This is a genomic window from Bacillus sp. CH_48 (genome assembly GCF_038008465.1).
Lineage (GTDB): Bacteria > Bacillota > Bacilli > Bacillales > Bacillaceae_G > Bacillus_A > Bacillus_A thuringiensis_S.
Window position 1 is genome coordinate 4039469 of record NZ_JBBOZF010000001.1, and the last position, 16785, is coordinate 4056253.

A 16785-nucleotide genomic window follows, 5' to 3' on the forward strand; every position below is an offset into this window, starting at 1 on the left:
TTATATTTATTTTGTTGTATAGTATTAGGGAGAAACTAAACAAGGGGTTTTACAATGAAAGCAATTGTTATAGGGATACTGGCATCATTTTTCTTTGCCTTTACCTTTGTTTTAAACCGGGCAATGGACTTAGAAGGTGGAAGCTGGATTTGGAGTGCATCATTACGGTATTATTTTATGGTTCCAATGCTATTACTTATTGTTATGTATAGAGGGAACTTAAAGCAACTCTTTCAATATATGAAAAACAATCCGAAAGAATGGTTAGCATGGAGTATCGTTGGATTTGGTCTCTTTTATGCACCGCTTAGTTTTGCTGGAGCGTTCGGACCAGGTTGGCTTGTTGCATCAACATGGCAAATTACAATCGTTGCAGGGATTTTGTTAACACCATTTTTTGCGGTGGATCCACTACATAAAAAACTTCCGATGAAGGAATTAGTTATGTCGGGTATTATTTTATTTGGTGTTGTTCTCATGCAAGTAGAACATGCTTCTTCATTAGGTATTCGTGAAACCGTTTTATGTGTAGTTCCTGTACTTATTGCAGCATTTGCGTATCCTCTTGGAAATCGAAAAATGATGCAAGTTTGTAAAGGGGAATTAGATGTATTTCAGCGAGTACTCGGTATGACATTAGCAAGTTTACCATTTTGGTTTTTATTATCTGGTTACGAAGTATCAACTGGCGGATTACCGTCAAGTAGCCAAGTTTTTCAATGTTTTATTGTAGCAGTTAGTTCGGGGTTAATCGCGACAGTATTATTTTTCTTTGCAACAGATCTTGTGAAAGATGATCCACAAAAACTAGCAACAGTGGAAGCGACGCAGTCTGGTGAAGTTTTATTTGCGCTAGTAGGAGAGCTGATCTGGTTATCTGCACCAATTCCGTCATCATTATCTTGGATTGGTATGAGTCTCGTTATTATTGGGATGATACTTCATAGTTATGTAGCTGTCGTTGTAAAACAAGAAGAAAAAATAACGGCGTAATGAGACTAGCTCTTTTTATTAAGAGCTAGTATTTTTTCGTAGAAAGGGATGAAAGTATGAATTTACAACGTGTTGAACAACTTGAAAAAGATTCAATATTAAATGTGCTACAATATGCCGTCGGTCCAAATGAAATAAGCTTAAAGAAAGCAGTATTACTTTATCAAAATAATAAAGGGACTTTGTACAAATATGAAGAAAAAGCTTGTATAGGTATAGAAGTAATCGGAGCAACTAAAGCACGAGTATGTCATATAGCAGTGGATCCAGATTATCGTCAAAAAGGAATTGCACTGCAAATGATTAAAGAGGTTGTAAGAATATATCAATTGACTTATATAGAAGTAGAGACAGACGATGGGGCGGTAGAATTTTATAAAAGAATTGGTTTTCGAGTTAAAAGTTTAGGAGAAAAATATAAGGGAATCGAAAGATTTCATTGTTATTTGGAAAAATAGTATAAAAATATGCATATGGAGTATAGTCTGAAAAAATAAGATCTACATTTTTCTTCATTTCAAAAAACTCTCGTTCATCATTATCTACGATTTTAATAGAGTTTTGAGTCTTCAGTATAATAATATACATATTTTTGTAGTAATGAATATGATTAAGTTAAAAATTAAGAAAAATATGATAATATATTTATATAAAAGTTTAAATTTACATGGCTAGTGGGGGAACCAATATGAAAATGAATGATATAGTAGCAAGTACAAAATTTCCAAATACAATCGAAACAATAACAAAAGATTTAAAAGCATTAGGAATCGAAAAAGGAATGACAATTATCGTTCATTCATCACTAAGTTCTATCGGGTGGATATCTGGTGGTGCGGTTGCCGTAGTAGAAGCATTAATGAAAGTTGTTACGGAAGAAGGAACGATAATAATGCCAACGCAATCTTCGGATTTATCCGATCCGAAACATTGGTCAAGACCACCTGTACCGGAAGACTGGTGGCAAATTATCCGAGATAACGTCCCGGCATTTGATTCACGTATAACCCCAACAAGGGGAATGGGTGAAATAGTTGAATGTTTTCGTACATATCCGAATGTAGTACGTAGTAATCATCCGTTAGGAAGTTTTGCTGCATGGGGAAAACATGCAGTAGAAATAACAATGAACCATTCGTTATCAATGAGCTTTGGAGAAGAATCTCCATTAAGAAAAATATATGATTTAGACGGGTACGTATTATTAATTGGTGTTGGATATGATTCCAATACGTCTGTTCATTTATCCGAGGTGCGTACTGGTGCATGTGAGTTAATACAAGTAGGAGCACCTATTATAGAAAACGGTGAGAGAGTGTGGAAAGAGTTTGTTGAAATGAATTACGAATCTGAGAAGTTTGTTGAAATTGGTGTGGAGTTTGAGCGAAAAGGAACTGTAAAAAACGGGAAGATAGGGAATGCAACGTGTCGTCTAATGAAACAGCGTGATATAGTTGACTTTGGAACCGAATGGTTTCGTAAGAAAAATTAGTAAGGGATGGTTACAATGAAGGGGAAAAAGGTATTAATTACGAGCGGTGGTTGTCTAGAAAAATGGGATCAAGTACGCGGGCATACGAATATGGCTAAAGGTACAATCGGAAGGATAATGGCAGAAGAACTTCTAGCTAAAGGGGCACATGTTATATATTTACACGGTTATTTTGCGGAGAAACCGAGCGATGTACATAGAGGGTTAGAATTACATCCATTTGAAGGAATTGTTGATTTGCAAGATAAAATGAAAAGTATCATCACACATGAAAAGGTTGATGCGGTCATTATGGCCGCGGCTGGATCAGATTGGATTGTGGAGAAGATTTGTGATCAAGATGGTAATGTTCTTAATATGAACGGAAAAATTTCAAGTGATATAGCACCGATTATTCACTTTCAAAAGGCTCCAAAAGTATTAAAACAAATAAAAGAATGGGATCCAGAAACAGTACTTGTTGGTTTTAAACTTGAAAGTGATTTAAATGAAGAAGAACTATTTGAAAGAGCGAAAAATAGAATGAAAGAAGCAAGGGCGAATGTAATGATTGCGAATTCACCACATTCTTTATATTCGCGCGGAGCTGTACATTATGTAATTGGACAGGATGGTAAAGGGAAGTTGTGTAATGGGAAAGATGAAACAGCGAAAGAAATTGTCAAAAGCTTAGAGATATTATGTAATCGTGTTACTGCTTTTTAAAATTAAGTTTTTAGATAAGAATGAATCCGCATAGTAATAAGTAAGCGAAACTTTAATTGGTGGGAATTTTACTTTTACACGAATGTGAAGCGTATACCAATCAAGAGCTATACACAGAATAATTGGTGAGGAGTGGATTCTATGGAACATTTATTAAAGCAAGCTATTAAACTTAGAAACGAAAAGAAATATGCGCAGTCTAAAGAGATGCTTATAGGATTAACAAACTTTACAAAGGATGCAGAAGTACTGTATCAGTGTGCGTGGATACATGATGTAATGGGGCTAGAAACAGAAGCAATTCCGTATTATGAGCAAGCAATCGCAAATGGACTTGATGGCGAATCACTTTGCGGTGCTTATATTGGTTTAGGAAGTACATATCGTTGTATAGGGGAATATGAAAAGGCAATTACAGTATTAGAAGCTGGGGTGAAAAAATTCCCAGAGAACGATCCAATGAAAGTATTTTTATCATTAGCAAAATATAATGTAAACGATCACGAATCAGCTATGAAATTATTACTTGAAACTGTCGTGAAAGTAGAGGAAGTAAAAGAATTTGAGCGTGCCATTTCATTTTATAAAGACCATTTAAATGAGGTTTTTAAATAAAGGAGTGAACGTATGAATGTTACACTATCGCGAAGGCGAAAAGGTATTTGGATTGGACTCGTCTCTTTAATAATACTATCAAACTACTTATTGTATGCCCTTCCAATAGTACCAGCTGCGCCGAAAGAAGTTGTGCTTGGGTCATTATTAGATTGCATGTTTGTCATTCCAACCATCACGTATTTCTTCATTATTCGAAAAAGATACTCGTTAACGTATATATTTCCTGTTGTAATAGCTGGATATATTTTTGCAAGATTTATTATTCCAAGTTACTATTTACAAGCTTTTTCATTCATCTCTTATATTATTGTTGCGGCTGAAATTGCATTTGTAGGTCTAGAATTATTCCTTCTCTATAAAATTGTTAGAGTGCTTCCTAAAATAATAAAAAAATATAAAAAACATAGAAGAGAAAATTATTCCTTTTCTTATGCGATTGATGCAGCATTTGAAGCTACTATGAAAAGAAATAAATTAATAGATATCATTGTAACGGAGTGTAAGTTAATCTATTATGCATTTTTATCGTGGCGTGAAAAAGTACCAGAAGGTGAATCCGTATACTCATATCACAAAAAGACTGGTGCAATAGGTGTATATATCATGATCATCCATGCGACCTTAATAGAAAGTATCGGTTTTCATTATTTGTTTCATCAATGGAATCCGGTTGTAGCATGGGTGTTACTTATTTTAAATGTATATGCAATGTTTTATTTTTTAGCTGAAATACAAGCAATGCGTAAAAATCCACTTGTCGTAACAGAAGAACAAGTAATCATTCAAATTGGATTAGGAAAGAAAATTGTTATACCATTTACACAAATTGATAATATTGCGTTCTACAAGGGTGAATTGCTATCGGCAAAAGAAGGGAAACAGATATTGGATGCAACTGTTATGGAGTTCATAAAAGAACCTGCTACTTTTGAAATAACATTAAAAGAGCCAGTGAAAGCACAGTTGTTATATGGCTTTTCTAAAACAGTAAGTCGTGTTCACTTAAATGTTGATGAAGAACGAAAATTTTATGATGCGGTTAAGGAAAAGTTAAAACATGAGTAATAGTGCTGTTAGTTACATAAAAACAAATAAACTTCCGTTAGAAGTGAAAAACTCTTTCTAAATAAGAAGGAGTTTTTCTTGTATAAATCATTATATAAAAAACTATATACTTCTTTATCACTATATAAATGGATATAATTGAGGATAGAACTAGTGTAAGGGGAAACAAAATAATGAATAAGTTACTTACATCGAAAATTGAAATTATAGAAAGAAAAATCCGGTATAACTCAACAATAGTAGATCACAAGTGTTTATTACTTGAAAAGCAATCACAAAGTATTGTTTTATTTCACGAGGTGCAGCATTCATTTACAATGACTGCAAATGATACTAAGTTAACAATCCCAAAAGGGAGTTATACAATCGCATATTACTGGAAAGATCGTTCGTACAATTTATACGTTTGGAGAGATATAAAAGGAAATTATTTAGGTTCCTATTTTAATATCGTAAAAAACACACAAATAAAAGACGAAGTGGTTTCCTTCGAAGATTTAATCATCGATATTATGGTACTTCCAAATGGAGAATACTTCATATTAGATGAGGATGAATTACCAGAACCATTAGGAAATTTCGAAGGTGGTTATGTGAAGGAAGCTCTTCATATATTAACGGATACAATTAAAACGTTCCTTCCAAAAATAATAAAAGGGACTGCTGATATCTTTAAAAATAAATAATGTTCGCTAAAACCCAGTTGACTTATCGGAAATATTTGTATAATATGTACTTAATTCCATAACGTATTGCTGATTGGAGAAACCAAAGGCATTTTATCTGTTGATAAAATGCCTTTGGTTTTTTTATTGCACAAATACTTAATCTGTTCATTTATATGAATCATTTTAAGGAGGGGGAAGAAATGACTGTTTCAATTGATGGGGTATCAAAAAAATTTTTGAAACAAACTGGTACTGTTCAAGTATTAGAGAATATTAATTTTCAATTAGAGAAAGGGGATTTCGTTACAGTAATTGGTCCGAGTGGGTGTGGAAAAAGTACATTACTAAAAATTGTTGCAGGTCTAGATAATGATTTTGAAGGTGAAGTTGTTATTGATGGGGAGTCTATCTTAAAACCGAGTAAGAAACAAGGTTTTATTTTTCAAGAACATAGGCTTTTTCCATGGTTAACAGTTGAAGAAAATATAGCGGCAGATTTGTCGTTAAAAGATAAGTATGTGAAAGATAAGGTGAGAGAATGGGTTGAAATCGTTCGGTTAGATGGCTTTGAAAAATCGTATCCGAAAGAAATTTCAGGCGGGATGTCACAACGTGTTGCGATAGCGAGAGCGTTATTAAGAGATCCGAATGTATTATTACTTGATGAACCTTTTGGAGCGCTGGATGCTTTTACTCGAAGTCATTTGCAAGAAGTATTGCTAAATATTTGGGAGCAGAAAAAAACAACAATGATATTCGTTACACATGATATAGACGAAGCGATATATCTTTCAAACCGAATCATCATTATGAATGCAAGACCAGGGAAAATACATAAAGTGATTGAAAATAATTTGCCTTATCCGCGAAATAAAACTTCTCAATCGTTCCAACAACTTCGAACGAAAGTATTACAGCAGTTTGAATATGGAGGATTGATTCAAACAAGTATATAGGAAAAGGGTGATTTTATATGTATAAAAAATTTAAAGTTCTTTCTTTTGCTTTAGCTATATCAATGTTTTTATTAGGATGCGAAAAAAGTACAGCAAGTAGTAAGAAAGAAGATGTAACAATACAAATTGGTATACAGCAAGGATTAAGCCCGCTATTACTAGCAAAGAAAAAGGGATGGTTTGAAGAGGAGTTTAAAAAAGAAGGAGTTAAAGTGAAATGGACAGAGTTCCAAAGTGGACCTCCTTATTTTGAAGCAATCGCATCAAACCGGTTAGACTTTGGTGAAGTAGGGAATTCTCCAGTCATTTCAGCGCAAGCAGCAGGTATTGGATTTACCGAAATCGCCAATACAAGTTATGCGAGAAAAGGAACTGGAATTCTCGTTCAAAAAGATAGCAAGATTGCGAGTGTAAAGGATTTAAAAGGTAAAAAAATTGCAGTAGCAAAAGGAAGTAGTGCCTTTAATTTATTGTATCGAGCACTTGATAAAGAAGGTATTGATGCAAAAGATGTAAATGTCATTCAATTACAACCAGATGAAGCGCAGCCTGCATTCGAATCAGGATCAGTAGATGCATGGGCGATTTGGGACCCTTTCATATCATTACATACGTTAAATAAAGGTGCGAAGGTGATTGCAGACGGTGAAACATTAAATGTCTCTTCACCAGAATTTTTAATTACGAGGACAAAATTTGCGAAAGAACATCCAGAATTAGTTGAGAAATTCCTCAAAGTTTATGAGAAAGCACGTGTATGGCAAGATGCTAACTTAGATGAAGCAATAAAAGTATACACTTCTGTAAAAAAGATAGATGCAGAGATTGTAAAAGAAGTGTTTAATCACGACAAACCAATTTTAGTTCCGGTAACGAAGGAAATAATAGCAGAACAACAAAAGACAGCGGATTTTCAATATAAGCTCGGTTCTATAAAGAAAGAAATTAAGACGGAAAAAGTTGTAGATAATTCTTTCGTAGAAAAAGCATTGAAAGCGAAGTGAAAAGAGGTTTTGTAAAGTGGAAAATACGAAAGCTGTTATGAAACCAGCGAGTATAACGATTAAGAAAAATGGCATAAAGAAGGTACGAAAGTTAAATGTAAAAGTTTTAGTAAGGGCGATTACTATACCGGTTATTATATTAATAATTTGGCAGTTGGCTGGCGTATTCGGTCTTGTTTCTAAAACAGTTTTACCAACACCATTAGATATTTTTCTAGCTTTCCAAGAGCTTATTAAAACAGGAGAGTTATTCGGCCATTTAAGTATTAGTGTATTCAGGGCTGCGGCTGGTTTCTTTATTGGTGGGGGCTTAGGAATCATTTTAGGAACGATTGTTGGATTTTCAACGAGAAGTGAGCAATATTTAGACCCATCTGTGCAAATGTTAAGAACTGTACCTCATTTAGCTGTTGCGCCGCTTTTCGTATTATGGTTCGGTTTTGGTGAAACATCGAAAGTGCTATTAATTGCAGATGGTGCATTTTTTCCTTTATACGTAAACGCATTTTTAGGTATTAGAGGTGTGGATTCAAAGTTATTTGATGTTGCGAGAGTGTTAGAGTTTAGCAAAAGAAAACTAATTACGAAACTAATTTTACCATCTGCATTGCCTAACCTTTTACTAGGAGCAAGGTTATCGTTAGGTGTTGCATGGGTGAGTTTAGTAGTAGCAGAACTTATGGGATCTACAGAAGGTATTGGTTATATGATTATGGATGCAAGGCAATTTTCAAATACAGATATCGTATTTGTCGGAATAATTATCTTTGCATTTGTTGGGAAGTTTTCTGACTCTCTAGTACGTTTACTAGAAGTGAAGTTTTTAAGATGGCGAGATAATTTTAAAGGTGAGACTGGGAATTAACATATAAATTATTAGGGGTAATTTATATAGGATGTGTTAGTATACATTTCAAAATAAATAAGGGGTGTGTAAAGGTATGGAATTATTATGGTTTATTCCAGCTTATGGAGATGGTCGATATTTAGGAACGACAAAACGAGGAAGAGCAGCTGAATATGGTTATTATAAGCAAGTTGCTACGGCAGCTGATTATTTAGGATATACGGGTGTTTTACTTCCAACTGGTCAAGGGTGTGAAGACCCTTGGGTGTTAGCTTCAGCTCTTGCTGCTGAAACAGAAAAACTAAAATTTTTAGTAGCAGTGAGACCAGGACTAATGTCACCTACAGTTGCAGCTAGGATGGCATCTACATTTGATAGAATTTCAGATGGGAGACTACTTATTAACGTAGTAGCTGGAGGAGATCCAGTTGAACTACAAGGAGATGGATTATATCTTGAGCATGATGAAAGATATGAAGCAGCGGATGAATTTTTAAAAGTTTGGAAATCGACATTGCAAGGTGAAACGATCTCTTTAGAAGGAAAACATATTCAAGTTACAGATAGTAAAGTTGTATTCCCGCCAGTTCAAACACCATATCCTCCTATATATTTCGGAGGATCATCAGCTGCTGGAAAAGAAGTAGCAGCTGAACATAGTGATGTATATTTAACGTGGGGAGAGCCACCAGAGCAAGTGAAAGAGAAAATAGAAGAAGTAAGAAAACTTGCAGAAGAGAAGGGGCGTACAGTACGATTTGGCATTAGATTACACGTAATTGTAAGAGAAACAGAAGAAGAAGCGTGGGAAGAGGCAGAACGTTTAATTCAATATGTGGATAATGAAACAATTGAGCTTGCTCAAAAGACATTTGCAAGATATGATTCGGTTGGTCAAAAGAGGATGACACATTTAAATAAAGGTACGAGAGAGTCGTTAGAGATAAGCCCTAATTTATGGGCTGGAATCGGACTTGTAAGAGGTGGGGCAGGTACTGCACTTGTAGGCAATCCACATACAGTAGCAGAAAGGATAAAAGAATATGAATCGTTAGGAATTGATACGTTTGTTTTATCAGGATATCCGCATTTAGAAGAAGCGTATGAAGTGGCAGAATTGTTATTCCCATTATTGAAAAACGAGAAGAAAGAAGAAAATAAAATGGTTGGTGAAATGATTGCTGATGCATATGCATTAAAAAAATAGTGAGAAATAAAGTTTCACCTATTTATTGCTTTATTTTGTTTACTGCCTGTTAATACGGGATAAAAAACCCGCAAGTTATTCGCTTGCGGGTTTTCATCGTAAATTATTAGAAAATATGGTAAAATTAAAGGGTAACTTAAGGTGCGGTTGGTTGTTCAATTATCACTTCTCCGAGTAGGAGGGGGGTGATAATACGTGAGTGAAATAGCGTTGCTACTGCAAGGTGGACTGTTTCTCGTTGCATTGTTAACGTTCGTCGTCGTTTTAATAGACAAGCTCAAAAAATAACAACCCACCTATGCTTATAGAATGTGGGTTGTTTTGTTTGTAAGAAACAAATAGGATAAATGAACAATCCAATCTGCTAAGTTACGTGGACTAGTGTGTAGCCGCACACTAGTCTTTTTTATTTATATACAATTTATAATTGGTTTATGTGATTGTATTGTTCTTTTCATACTCATTATAACACAGTGTCTTTTCATCAAGAAAGGAGACCGTATGTTCTGGTTTCTGTTATATAGTAGGTGCTTTTTCTTTAAACAGCCCATCCATATACTGTTTTAAACTTTGGACATAAAATTTCTGCGTATTCACATTATTTACACCGACAATCGGCGATGGAAGGTCAAATCTTTTTTCTGATAAATGAACGACAACATCAAAGATGTCAAACAAACGAATGAAGCAAAACAGGCCGTCTTTATCGCTAAGTAAAATAAAGTAATGATTTTCACTACTTGTATTTAGCGTATTCCATAAAGAACTTTTGCTTAAATCACGTACAATGCTTTTTTCTTTTAGTTCCACGAAATCTGCATTGGAGAGAATGGTAGAAATATCAATTGCATCTTGATCTTCAAAGTAGCCGTCAATTGCTTGTACAGCGAATGTATAAGCCATTTTTAATACACTCATTTTATATTTACGGTTATCTAATAGTAATTCACGTTGAATAGAACTCGCTACTTTCGTTACACGTTCCTCTTTCCAAATTTCATTATGTAAGGAAATATCGTGCTTTTTACATAGTTTCATAATTAATGCATTAGAATAAAGAATCTCGTCGCTTACTTCGACAACATCAGTCTCAGCAGCCGCAAGTTCCTCACCGTGCTCATTCGTATAGAGTGGGGAATCAATTTGTCTTTTCATTTGTTCAATCTTAAATTGACTCAATTTATGCCTAATTAAAGGACGATCAATATTTGTTGTCATTTGTTCATGACAAGTATCACAAATTGAGTTTGTGAAATAATATCCACATAATATTTCTGGAATGACATATTGTTCACTAAGTTCTTTCGTATCTTTTCTGCAAATGATGCATTGTGTCATTTTTATCACCTTTACCTGCAAATTTGTATGTAATCTCATTGTAGTGTATTTATCGGTATTTTGGAATATTGTAAAGGAAAATATTATGTGAAATTCATACTTATTTTGGTACAATGAAGAGAAGTGCTAGTTTAAAGGAGGCCGTTTTTTTGAAATCAAAAGTGCACTTTTGGACATTAGAAGTGCTAATGGTTGTAGGAATCATATTTATTTGCACAAAAATATCATTTTTATTTCAACCGATTGGTATCTTCATATCAACATTATTTTTCCCAATCTTAATCGCGCTTTTTTTATACTTCATATTTAATCCTGTATTAATCTTTTTGGAGAATAAAAAAGTACCTAGAAATTTAGCGATATTACTGTTATATCTTTTTATCATAACATTAACTGCGGTTGGCGTTGGAATAGTTGTTCCTACGATTTCACAACAGCTAATGGACTTAGTGAAAAATATGCCAGGCTACATAAAAGAGGGAAAAGTATACATACAAGAATTATCACATCATAGGTTGTTTGAATGGTTATCTACACAAAACTACGTTTCCATTGAAACAATTGAAAAAAATGCGATTGAATACTTAAAAGATATACCAAATACAATTACGTCGAGTGCAACGGCTTTATTTGGTATTATCACGAACGTTGCATTAGTTGTATTTACTGTACCGTTCATTTTATTTTACATGTTTAAAGATGGACATGCCTTTCCAGGAAAAGCGGTAAGTTTATTACCAGAGTCTTACCGTGAAGAGGGGCTTCGTATCATTAAGGAAACGAACGAAACATTATCTGCATATATTCAAGGGCAAGCGCTCGTTTGTATATTTGTAGGTGCGTTTACTTTTATCGGTTATTTAATTATCGATTTACCGTACGCTTTCGTTTTAGGAATTATTGCAGCATTTACAAACATCATTCCTAACTTAGGTCCATTTATTGGGGCAGCGCCAGCTGTTATTGTAGGACTGTTCGTATCTCCGATGCAAGCCTTATACGTAATTATTATCGTAACAATTGTACAACAGTTTGAAAGTAATATTATTTCACCACGTATTATGAGCTCGAAATTAAACATCCACCCATTAACAATTATTATCCTAATTTTAGGGGTAGGTAACTTTGCTGGAATCATCGGAATGATTTTAGCAGTACCAGTTTATGCAGTAACAAAAACAGTTGTTTCGAACTTAGTGAGATTGTTTAAGACGAAGAGAAGTAATCGGAAATAGTAAAACCTGAGAAAGATACACCGCTTTTTAAGTGGTGTATCTTTTGTTTATAAAAAATAATTAAAAGTGGGTTGATTTGATTTTATTATATATTTTTTATACATCAAATTCAGTGATGAACTTGTGTGATATAAGGCTCTATAAAACTATGTGGAATCCCTCTGAACTATCCAAATCATTTCCTTACAGCGCGCTATCAACATCAAAATCGACTCCTTTCAATTCTATATAGTTAAACGATTAAAGGTGAGTGTAGTATTTGCTTCTACGATCTCGAATTTCATTAATAACTTGTTTATATTGTCTTTCTTGTTTTAATTCATTTTGAGATATTGTTTCTTTTTGAATCGTAATCGTTAAAAAGAAAAGGTGAAACTTCATATGTGAATTCCTCCTTTCGAATTGGAATTACAGATGACTACAGTAATGACTTTGTCTTTCTTTTACAGAATCCATAGCCTGATTAATTTGTCGTTCATGAAGCATTTCAGACTCAGAAAATTTATTTTTTTGAATGGTAATGGTTAAAAAGAATACTTTAAATTTCATTGGATAATTATCCCTTTATAAGTGATTTAGAAAAGACGAGTGTAATAAGAAGATTGGCGCTCTTTTACTTCGTCCATAATGTTTTGGATGTGTTGCTCACGTAAAATCTCTTTCTGTGAAAGCTTACGTTTTTGAATGGTGATTGTTAAAAAGAATGCTTTAAATTTCATGAATATATTACCCCTTTAAAATATATTTTTAATACATTTGAGTGTAGTATGAACTTTTAATGTCAGTTATTTTATCAGTCAGTTGTTTTAACTGTTGTTTACGAATGATTTCAGTTTCAGATAAAGTATTTTTTTGAAGCACAGTCGTAAAAAAGAAAATATGAAAAGTCATAAATGAATTCCTCCTTTCGAAAAGGAATTACAGGTGATCACAGTAAAGTGCTTGGCGCTCCTTAACATCATTCATAGCTTTTTCAATTTGCTCATTATGAAGAATTTCATCTTTGGAAATTGTATTTCTTTGAATCGTAATACTTAAAAACAATACGCTAATAGTCATTGAATGTTGCTCCTTTCTTAGAAAAATAATGTAAGAGACTAAAAAAACCGCGCAAAAAAACCACAGGAAGATACAGTTCTCCTATGGCGGGGCGTGAAAAAGCCACAGGAAAGTATACGACCTCCTGTGGCGAATTTATGAATTAAATGAAATAAAGTACGATTTTCAATTCTCCATTAGGGTGGTCGAATTCATATTTAATTGTCCAGAAAACACAGGTGCAGTTAACGCTAAAGTTAATGCATGTAATTGTAATTTCATCATTTCCTTCGACCTCCTTTTAGAATTTTTTTCTTACGTTAGTAAGTATATACAATTAATGGATAATTGTAAACATAAAAAATGAAAATTTTTAATTTTGATTAAAATGCGTATATTTAAAAAGGGATTTGAAAGTAAATATTGTAATTAACGAAATATCGATAAAAATGGGGGATGCTAAATGAAATATATGCATCATAACATGATCGTTATGCTAACAATTTTTTTATTCATTACGGCTTGTTCTAACGGAGAAAGAATAAAAGATATATATGATGTTAGGTCAGATGATTTTAAGAAATATACTGGGACATACGTTGGTAATAATTCAGATGTGGTTGCAATTATTAATCATTTATCCGGTGGTGGAACAGTTCAAAGTATAAGTTTAGAAAATGAAAATATAAAAGTGAACTATGGTGCAAAAGAGAGTGGAGCTCTTACAGAAGAAATGATTGAGACGTATTGGTTTGATGAGAAAGATACGATGAAGAAGAATTTTCTCTTTAATGCTACCTATCTAGTAATTTTAGTACCAAACGCAAAAGCTTATGAGTTTCAAATAGAAAATAAAAACTTTAAGATAACGAGGGAAGAAATGTTATCAATTTTGCATAGGGAATTCGATGATTTTCCAAAAGAAAAAGATATATGGGATAAAAATAAAGTTATAAAGTTCTTTAACGGCAATGAAGAAAAAATTAAAATGCTTGTGGAAGATAAAGATTTTCGGAAATCTTTATTTGCTAAATATCCAGTAAGCCAGTTGAAATAATGGAGGGGAGAAGATGGAGTTAGTATACAAAATTTCTTATCATAGAATGCAGGATCATTATTTACCTAAATTAGTACAGGCAATTAGGCTCGTTAGTGAAGAAGATTTGTGGAAACAAGAGACCTCTGTTAATTCAATTGGTGGAATCGTACTACATATTTGTGAACATTTACAGAGAAATACAAGGCGTTATAAGGATCCAAATATAGTTTTTGAAAATGGAATTGAAGAATATTTTCCAGTGAAACAAATAAGCTCTGAAGCTTTGTTAAAAACTGTTGAAGAAATATTTGATGAGTGGGGAAAAGCATATATACAGGTCTGGGAAGAAAAAAGGCATATTGATCTTCAAAGTCTATTACATTTAGTTGAGCATACAAGCTATCATTTAGGGCAAGTAGTAGATCGTACAAAATGTATTGAGGGACAACAGTTTAATTTTTGTCAAAATGGTATAAATGAAAAAATTTGAGAACAAGAGTTTAAACTTCGAATTTTTAGAAAGAGAGTCATTCTTAATTGAATGACTCTCTATTTTTGTAAAAGAAATTAATGGAAAAAAATAATTCTATGTGATATGGTTAATTACATAAGTAATGAACCTATGAACCTAAGGTGGTGAAAATGTGAAGCCGACTCTAGAACAAAATAAATTAATATACATACAAATTGCAGAAACGATTGAATCTGATATTTTAAAAGACATATTGCTTGAAGAAGAACAAGTTCCATCGACAAATCAATTTGCGAAGATGTTACAAATAAATCCGGCTACGGCAGCTAAAGGGGTGAATGTATTAGTGGATGAGGGGATTTTATATAAAAAGAGAGGGATCGGGATGTTTGTTGCAAAAGGAGCAAAAGAAGTTGTACTAAAAAAAAGACAAAATACTTTTATGACTGAATATTTACCTAAAGTGTGGGAAGAGGCGAAAGTACTAGAAATATCAAAAGATGAATTGATGGATATGATTCAAAAGATTACGAAGGAGGGGAAAGAGGGATGATTGCACTTGAAACGAAAGATGTAACGAAAAAGTATAAAAAGAAAATAGCTGTAAATGAAGTAACGATTTCATTGGAAGAGAATAAAATATATGGTTTGCTTGGAAGGAACGGAGCAGGGAAAACGACTTTATTAAATTTACTTGCAGGTCAAATTACTTCAAGTAGTGGAAGTGTATCAATATTTGGTGAAAATGTATTTGAAAATAGTAAAGCAATGCAAAATATTTGTTTTGTTAGAGTTAAAGAAGCTGCATATTTAAATGATAAAGTAAAAGATATTTTTAATTTATGTAACATGTTTTATAAAAACTGGGATCAAGAGTTTGCTGAAGAACTTGCTAGGAGATTTCAACTTAATTTGAAAGACAAATACCATAAATTATCACATGGAATGCAAACTGTAGTAGGAATTATTCAAGGATTAGCAAGTAGGGCGCCGATTACAATTTTTGATGAACCGACTACCGGTTTAGACGCAGCACATCGAGAGTTGTTTTATAGTTTACTATTAGAAGATTATGGTGAGCATCCAAGAACAATTATATTATCAACTCATTTAGTAGAAGAAGTAACCCATGTTATCGAAGATGTAATTATCATAAAAGAAGGTGCACTTGTTGTCCAATCATCAGTGGAAGATTTATTACGACAAGGTCATATTATTTCAGGGAAAAAAGATAAAGTAGGTGAGTTTTCAATTAATAAAAAAGTTATAAATCGAGAAGTTTATGGAAATAAGGGGATTTCTGTTATATGGGAAGAACTTTCTAATGAAGATTATTACTCTCTTGAAAAAGAAGGATTATCAATTGATAGAATTACATTACAAAAACTATTTATTTATATAACTGGTGGTGAAATAAAATGACGATGTTAATGAAGCAGTTGAAGTTACATATAAAATATCAGTATAAAGCCATTCTTATCTTTTGGACTGTGGCATTACTTATAAAAGGGACAATGACTGCAACTGATTTAAAGGGAATAAAGGTAGCATTTTTACACGATACCTTTAATAATTCATCAATTGTAATCGTAATGTTTATTGTGATAAGCGTGTTTCTTATTCAACTTGATATTTTTCCTACAGTCGTCTCGTTTGGTGTCACTAGGTTGCAATTTTTGATTGGTTCAATATGTTTTAATTTATTGCAATCAGCATTGTTTTCATGTCTTCAAGCTTTGTTTTTACAGGATACATTTTATAAAACAGAACATGTAAATTTAGGAGCATCTGCAATTGAACAATTCTTTGTACAATTCATATTTTATAGTACATTAGCTTGTTTATTCCAATCAACAACTATTGTTCAGAAAAGATTTAATTGGTTCGGATTCGCCTTTAGTATAATAGTTTTATTCGGATTGGCGAGTACAATGTATGCAGGGATAGGTATAAAAGAGTTGGTGTTTATTAATAGTAAAATGTTACTAGAAATACCTAATTTCATATTAGTTTCGATAGTTCTTATTTGCATATATATTGTAATTAGCGCTCTATTTATTCGTAAGGTTTCGTTTGAAGATACAATTTAAATACAATTATTTTAGGGG

At 33.0% G+C, this 16785-nt stretch carries 23 protein-coding genes and 1 pseudogene; 18 read left to right on the forward strand and 6 right to left on the reverse strand.

What is annotated here, in order from left to right; all coding sequences use genetic code 11:
• The first annotated feature begins 54 nt into the window (after positions 1-54).
• From N2V92_RS20245 to N2V92_RS20300, 12 genes are all read left to right on the forward strand, one after another.
• Positions 55-993 (forward strand): DMT family transporter, encoded by a 939-nt coding sequence (locus tag N2V92_RS20245; protein ID WP_042598048.1) that lies wholly within the window; start codon positions 55-57, stop codon positions 991-993.
• 56 nt (positions 994-1049) lie between these two features.
• The gene (locus N2V92_RS20250; protein WP_001053328.1) at positions 1050-1451 is read left to right on the forward strand and encodes a GNAT family N-acetyltransferase; all 402 of its coding nucleotides are present in this window, start codon (positions 1050-1052) and stop codon (positions 1449-1451) included.
• A gap of 236 nt (positions 1452-1687) precedes the next feature.
• Positions 1688-2485, forward strand: coding sequence for an aminoglycoside N(3)-acetyltransferase (locus N2V92_RS20255; protein ID WP_127057673.1), 798 nt, complete (start codon positions 1688-1690; stop codon positions 2483-2485).
• Between the two features lie 15 nt (positions 2486-2500).
• Positions 2501-3190, forward strand: coding sequence for a phosphopantothenoylcysteine decarboxylase domain-containing protein (locus N2V92_RS20260; protein ID WP_017763297.1), 690 nt, complete (start codon positions 2501-2503; stop codon positions 3188-3190).
• 141 nt (positions 3191-3331) lie between these two features.
• On the forward strand, positions 3332-3805 hold the full coding sequence (locus N2V92_RS20265; protein WP_042598051.1) for a tetratricopeptide repeat protein: 474 nt from the start codon (positions 3332-3334) through the stop codon (positions 3803-3805).
• Positions 3806-3817: 12 nt separating this feature from the next.
• A complete protein-coding gene (locus N2V92_RS20270) occupies positions 3818-4873 on the forward strand; it encodes a hypothetical protein (protein WP_044798019.1) in 1056 nt (351 codons plus the stop codon).
• A 173-nt stretch (positions 4874-5046) separates the two neighbouring features.
• A complete protein-coding gene (locus N2V92_RS20275; RefSeq protein WP_042598055.1) occupies positions 5047-5559 on the forward strand; it encodes a DUF402 domain-containing protein in 513 nt (170 codons plus the stop codon).
• Between the two features lie 182 nt (positions 5560-5741).
• A complete protein-coding gene (locus tag N2V92_RS20280; RefSeq protein WP_042598057.1) occupies positions 5742-6497 on the forward strand; it encodes an ABC transporter ATP-binding protein in 756 nt (251 codons plus the stop codon).
• A 17-nt stretch (positions 6498-6514) separates the two neighbouring features.
• Positions 6515-7501, forward strand: a complete 987-nt coding sequence (locus N2V92_RS20285; protein ID WP_042598059.1) for an aliphatic sulfonate ABC transporter substrate-binding protein — start codon at positions 6515-6517, stop codon at positions 7499-7501.
• Positions 7502-7517: 16 nt separating this feature from the next.
• Positions 7518-8366: an ABC transporter permease gene (locus tag N2V92_RS20290; RefSeq protein WP_000432135.1), complete on the forward strand. Its 849-nt coding sequence runs from the start codon at positions 7518-7520 to the stop codon at positions 8364-8366.
• 76 nt (positions 8367-8442) lie between these two features.
• On the forward strand, positions 8443-9555 hold the full coding sequence (gene ssuD / locus N2V92_RS20295; protein ID WP_042598061.1) for an FMNH2-dependent alkanesulfonate monooxygenase: 1113 nt from the start codon (positions 8443-8445) through the stop codon (positions 9553-9555).
• Positions 9556-9750: 195 nt separating this feature from the next.
• Entirely contained in the window at positions 9751-9843 is a 93-nt protein-coding gene (locus N2V92_RS20300) for a putative holin-like toxin (RefSeq protein WP_001289320.1), read from the forward strand.
• A 228-nt stretch (positions 9844-10071) separates the two neighbouring features.
• On the opposite strand, the gene N2V92_RS20305 is transcribed toward N2V92_RS20300, so the two are convergent.
• Complete coding sequence (locus N2V92_RS20305) at positions 10072-10893, reverse strand: HNH endonuclease (RefSeq protein WP_042598063.1); 822 nt, start codon at positions 10891-10893, stop codon at positions 10072-10074.
• A 149-nt stretch (positions 10894-11042) separates the two neighbouring features.
• On the opposite strand from N2V92_RS20305, the gene N2V92_RS20310 reads away from it, so the two are divergent.
• Entirely contained in the window at positions 11043-12128 is a 1086-nt protein-coding gene (locus N2V92_RS20310; protein WP_042598065.1) for an AI-2E family transporter, read from the forward strand.
• 240 nt (positions 12129-12368) lie between these two features.
• Here N2V92_RS20310 and N2V92_RS20315 read toward each other — a convergent pair whose 3' ends face one another.
• The 5 genes from N2V92_RS20315 to N2V92_RS20335 are packed head-to-tail and all read right to left on the reverse strand — an operon-like array spanning position 12369 to position 13187.
• Entirely contained in the window at positions 12369-12509 is a 141-nt protein-coding gene (locus tag N2V92_RS20315) for a YrzI family small protein (protein ID WP_000668498.1), read from the reverse strand.
• A 27-nt stretch (positions 12510-12536) separates the two neighbouring features.
• A complete protein-coding gene (locus N2V92_RS20320; protein WP_000669805.1) occupies positions 12537-12677 on the reverse strand; it encodes a YrzI family small protein in 141 nt (46 codons plus the stop codon).
• Between the two features lie 26 nt (positions 12678-12703).
• Positions 12704-12847 (reverse strand): YrzI family small protein, encoded by a 144-nt coding sequence (locus N2V92_RS20325; RefSeq protein WP_000668963.1) that lies wholly within the window; start codon positions 12845-12847, stop codon positions 12704-12706.
• 28 nt (positions 12848-12875) lie between these two features.
• Positions 12876-13019, reverse strand: a complete 144-nt coding sequence (locus tag N2V92_RS20330; RefSeq protein WP_000142727.1) for a YrzI family small protein — start codon at positions 13017-13019, stop codon at positions 12876-12878.
• A 27-nt stretch (positions 13020-13046) separates the two neighbouring features.
• On the reverse strand, positions 13047-13187 hold the full coding sequence (locus tag N2V92_RS20335) for a YrzI family small protein (protein ID WP_000156193.1): 141 nt from the start codon (positions 13185-13187) through the stop codon (positions 13047-13049).
• A gap of 442 nt (positions 13188-13629) precedes the next feature.
• Here N2V92_RS20335 and N2V92_RS20340 point away from each other — a divergent pair, with 442 nt between their 5' ends.
• The 5 genes and pseudogenes from N2V92_RS20340 to N2V92_RS20360 all read left to right on the forward strand — a co-directional run bounded on the left by N2V92_RS20340 (position 13630) and on the right by N2V92_RS20360 (position 16767).
• Positions 13630-14223, forward strand: a complete 594-nt coding sequence (locus N2V92_RS20340) for a DUF4825 domain-containing protein (protein WP_044798018.1) — start codon at positions 13630-13632, stop codon at positions 14221-14223.
• A 13-nt stretch (positions 14224-14236) separates the two neighbouring features.
• A pseudogene (locus N2V92_RS20345) lies at positions 14237-14709 on the forward strand (DinB family protein).
• Between the two features lie 140 nt (positions 14710-14849).
• Positions 14850-15230: a GntR family transcriptional regulator gene (locus tag N2V92_RS20350; RefSeq protein ID WP_000805185.1), complete on the forward strand. Its 381-nt coding sequence runs from the start codon at positions 14850-14852 to the stop codon at positions 15228-15230.
• Positions 15227-16099: an ABC transporter ATP-binding protein gene (locus N2V92_RS20355; RefSeq protein WP_042598067.1), complete on the forward strand. Its 873-nt coding sequence runs from the start codon at positions 15227-15229 to the stop codon at positions 16097-16099. Before N2V92_RS20350 ends, N2V92_RS20355 begins: the two co-directional genes overlap by 4 nt.
• Complete coding sequence (locus N2V92_RS20360; RefSeq protein WP_042598069.1) at positions 16096-16767, forward strand: DUF4052 family protein; 672 nt, start codon at positions 16096-16098, stop codon at positions 16765-16767. Before N2V92_RS20355 ends, N2V92_RS20360 begins: the two co-directional genes overlap by 4 nt.
• The last annotated feature ends 18 nt before the right edge of the window (positions 16768-16785 follow it).

Excerpts from the sequence above, each read along its gene's own strand:
- N2V92_RS20245 (WP_042598048.1), top strand. The coding sequence starts at position 55 with ATGAAAGCAATTGTTATAGGGATACTGGCATCATTTTTCTTTGCCTTT.
- N2V92_RS20250 (WP_001053328.1), top strand. The coding sequence starts at position 1,050 with ATGAATTTACAACGTGTTGAACAACTTGAAAAAGATTCAATATTAAAT.
- N2V92_RS20255 (WP_127057673.1), top strand. The coding sequence starts at position 1,688 with ATGAATGATATAGTAGCAAGTACAAAATTTCCAAATACAATCGAAACA.
- N2V92_RS20260 (WP_017763297.1), top strand. The coding sequence starts at position 2,501 with ATGAAGGGGAAAAAGGTATTAATTACGAGCGGTGGTTGTCTAGAAAAA.
- N2V92_RS20265 (WP_042598051.1), top strand. The coding sequence starts at position 3,332 with ATGGAACATTTATTAAAGCAAGCTATTAAACTTAGAAACGAAAAGAAA.
- N2V92_RS20270 (WP_044798019.1), top strand. The coding sequence starts at position 3,818 with ATGAATGTTACACTATCGCGAAGGCGAAAAGGTATTTGGATTGGACTC.
- N2V92_RS20275 (WP_042598055.1), top strand. The coding sequence starts at position 5,047 with ATGAATAAGTTACTTACATCGAAAATTGAAATTATAGAAAGAAAAATC.
- N2V92_RS20280 (WP_042598057.1), top strand. The coding sequence starts at position 5,742 with ATGACTGTTTCAATTGATGGGGTATCAAAAAAATTTTTGAAACAAACT.
- N2V92_RS20285 (WP_042598059.1), top strand. The coding sequence starts at position 6,515 with ATGTATAAAAAATTTAAAGTTCTTTCTTTTGCTTTAGCTATATCAATG.
- ssuD (WP_042598061.1), top strand. The coding sequence starts at position 8,443 with ATGGAATTATTATGGTTTATTCCAGCTTATGGAGATGGTCGATATTTA.
- N2V92_RS20305 (WP_042598063.1), bottom strand. The coding sequence starts at position 10,893 with ATGACACAATGCATCATTTGCAGAAAAGATACGAAAGAACTTAGTGAA.
- N2V92_RS20315 (WP_000668498.1), bottom strand. The coding sequence starts at position 12,509 with ATGAAGTTTCACCTTTTCTTTTTAACGATTACGATTCAAAAAGAAACA.
- N2V92_RS20320 (WP_000669805.1), bottom strand. The coding sequence starts at position 12,677 with ATGAAATTTAAAGTATTCTTTTTAACCATTACCATTCAAAAAAATAAA.
- N2V92_RS20325 (WP_000668963.1), bottom strand. The coding sequence starts at position 12,847 with ATGAAATTTAAAGCATTCTTTTTAACAATCACCATTCAAAAACGTAAG.
- N2V92_RS20330 (WP_000142727.1), bottom strand. The coding sequence starts at position 13,019 with ATGACTTTTCATATTTTCTTTTTTACGACTGTGCTTCAAAAAAATACT.
- N2V92_RS20335 (WP_000156193.1), bottom strand. The coding sequence starts at position 13,187 with ATGACTATTAGCGTATTGTTTTTAAGTATTACGATTCAAAGAAATACA.
- N2V92_RS20340 (WP_044798018.1), top strand. The coding sequence starts at position 13,630 with ATGAAATATATGCATCATAACATGATCGTTATGCTAACAATTTTTTTA.
- N2V92_RS20355 (WP_042598067.1), top strand. The coding sequence starts at position 15,227 with ATGATTGCACTTGAAACGAAAGATGTAACGAAAAAGTATAAAAAGAAA.
- N2V92_RS20360 (WP_042598069.1), top strand. The coding sequence starts at position 16,096 with ATGACGATGTTAATGAAGCAGTTGAAGTTACATATAAAATATCAGTAT.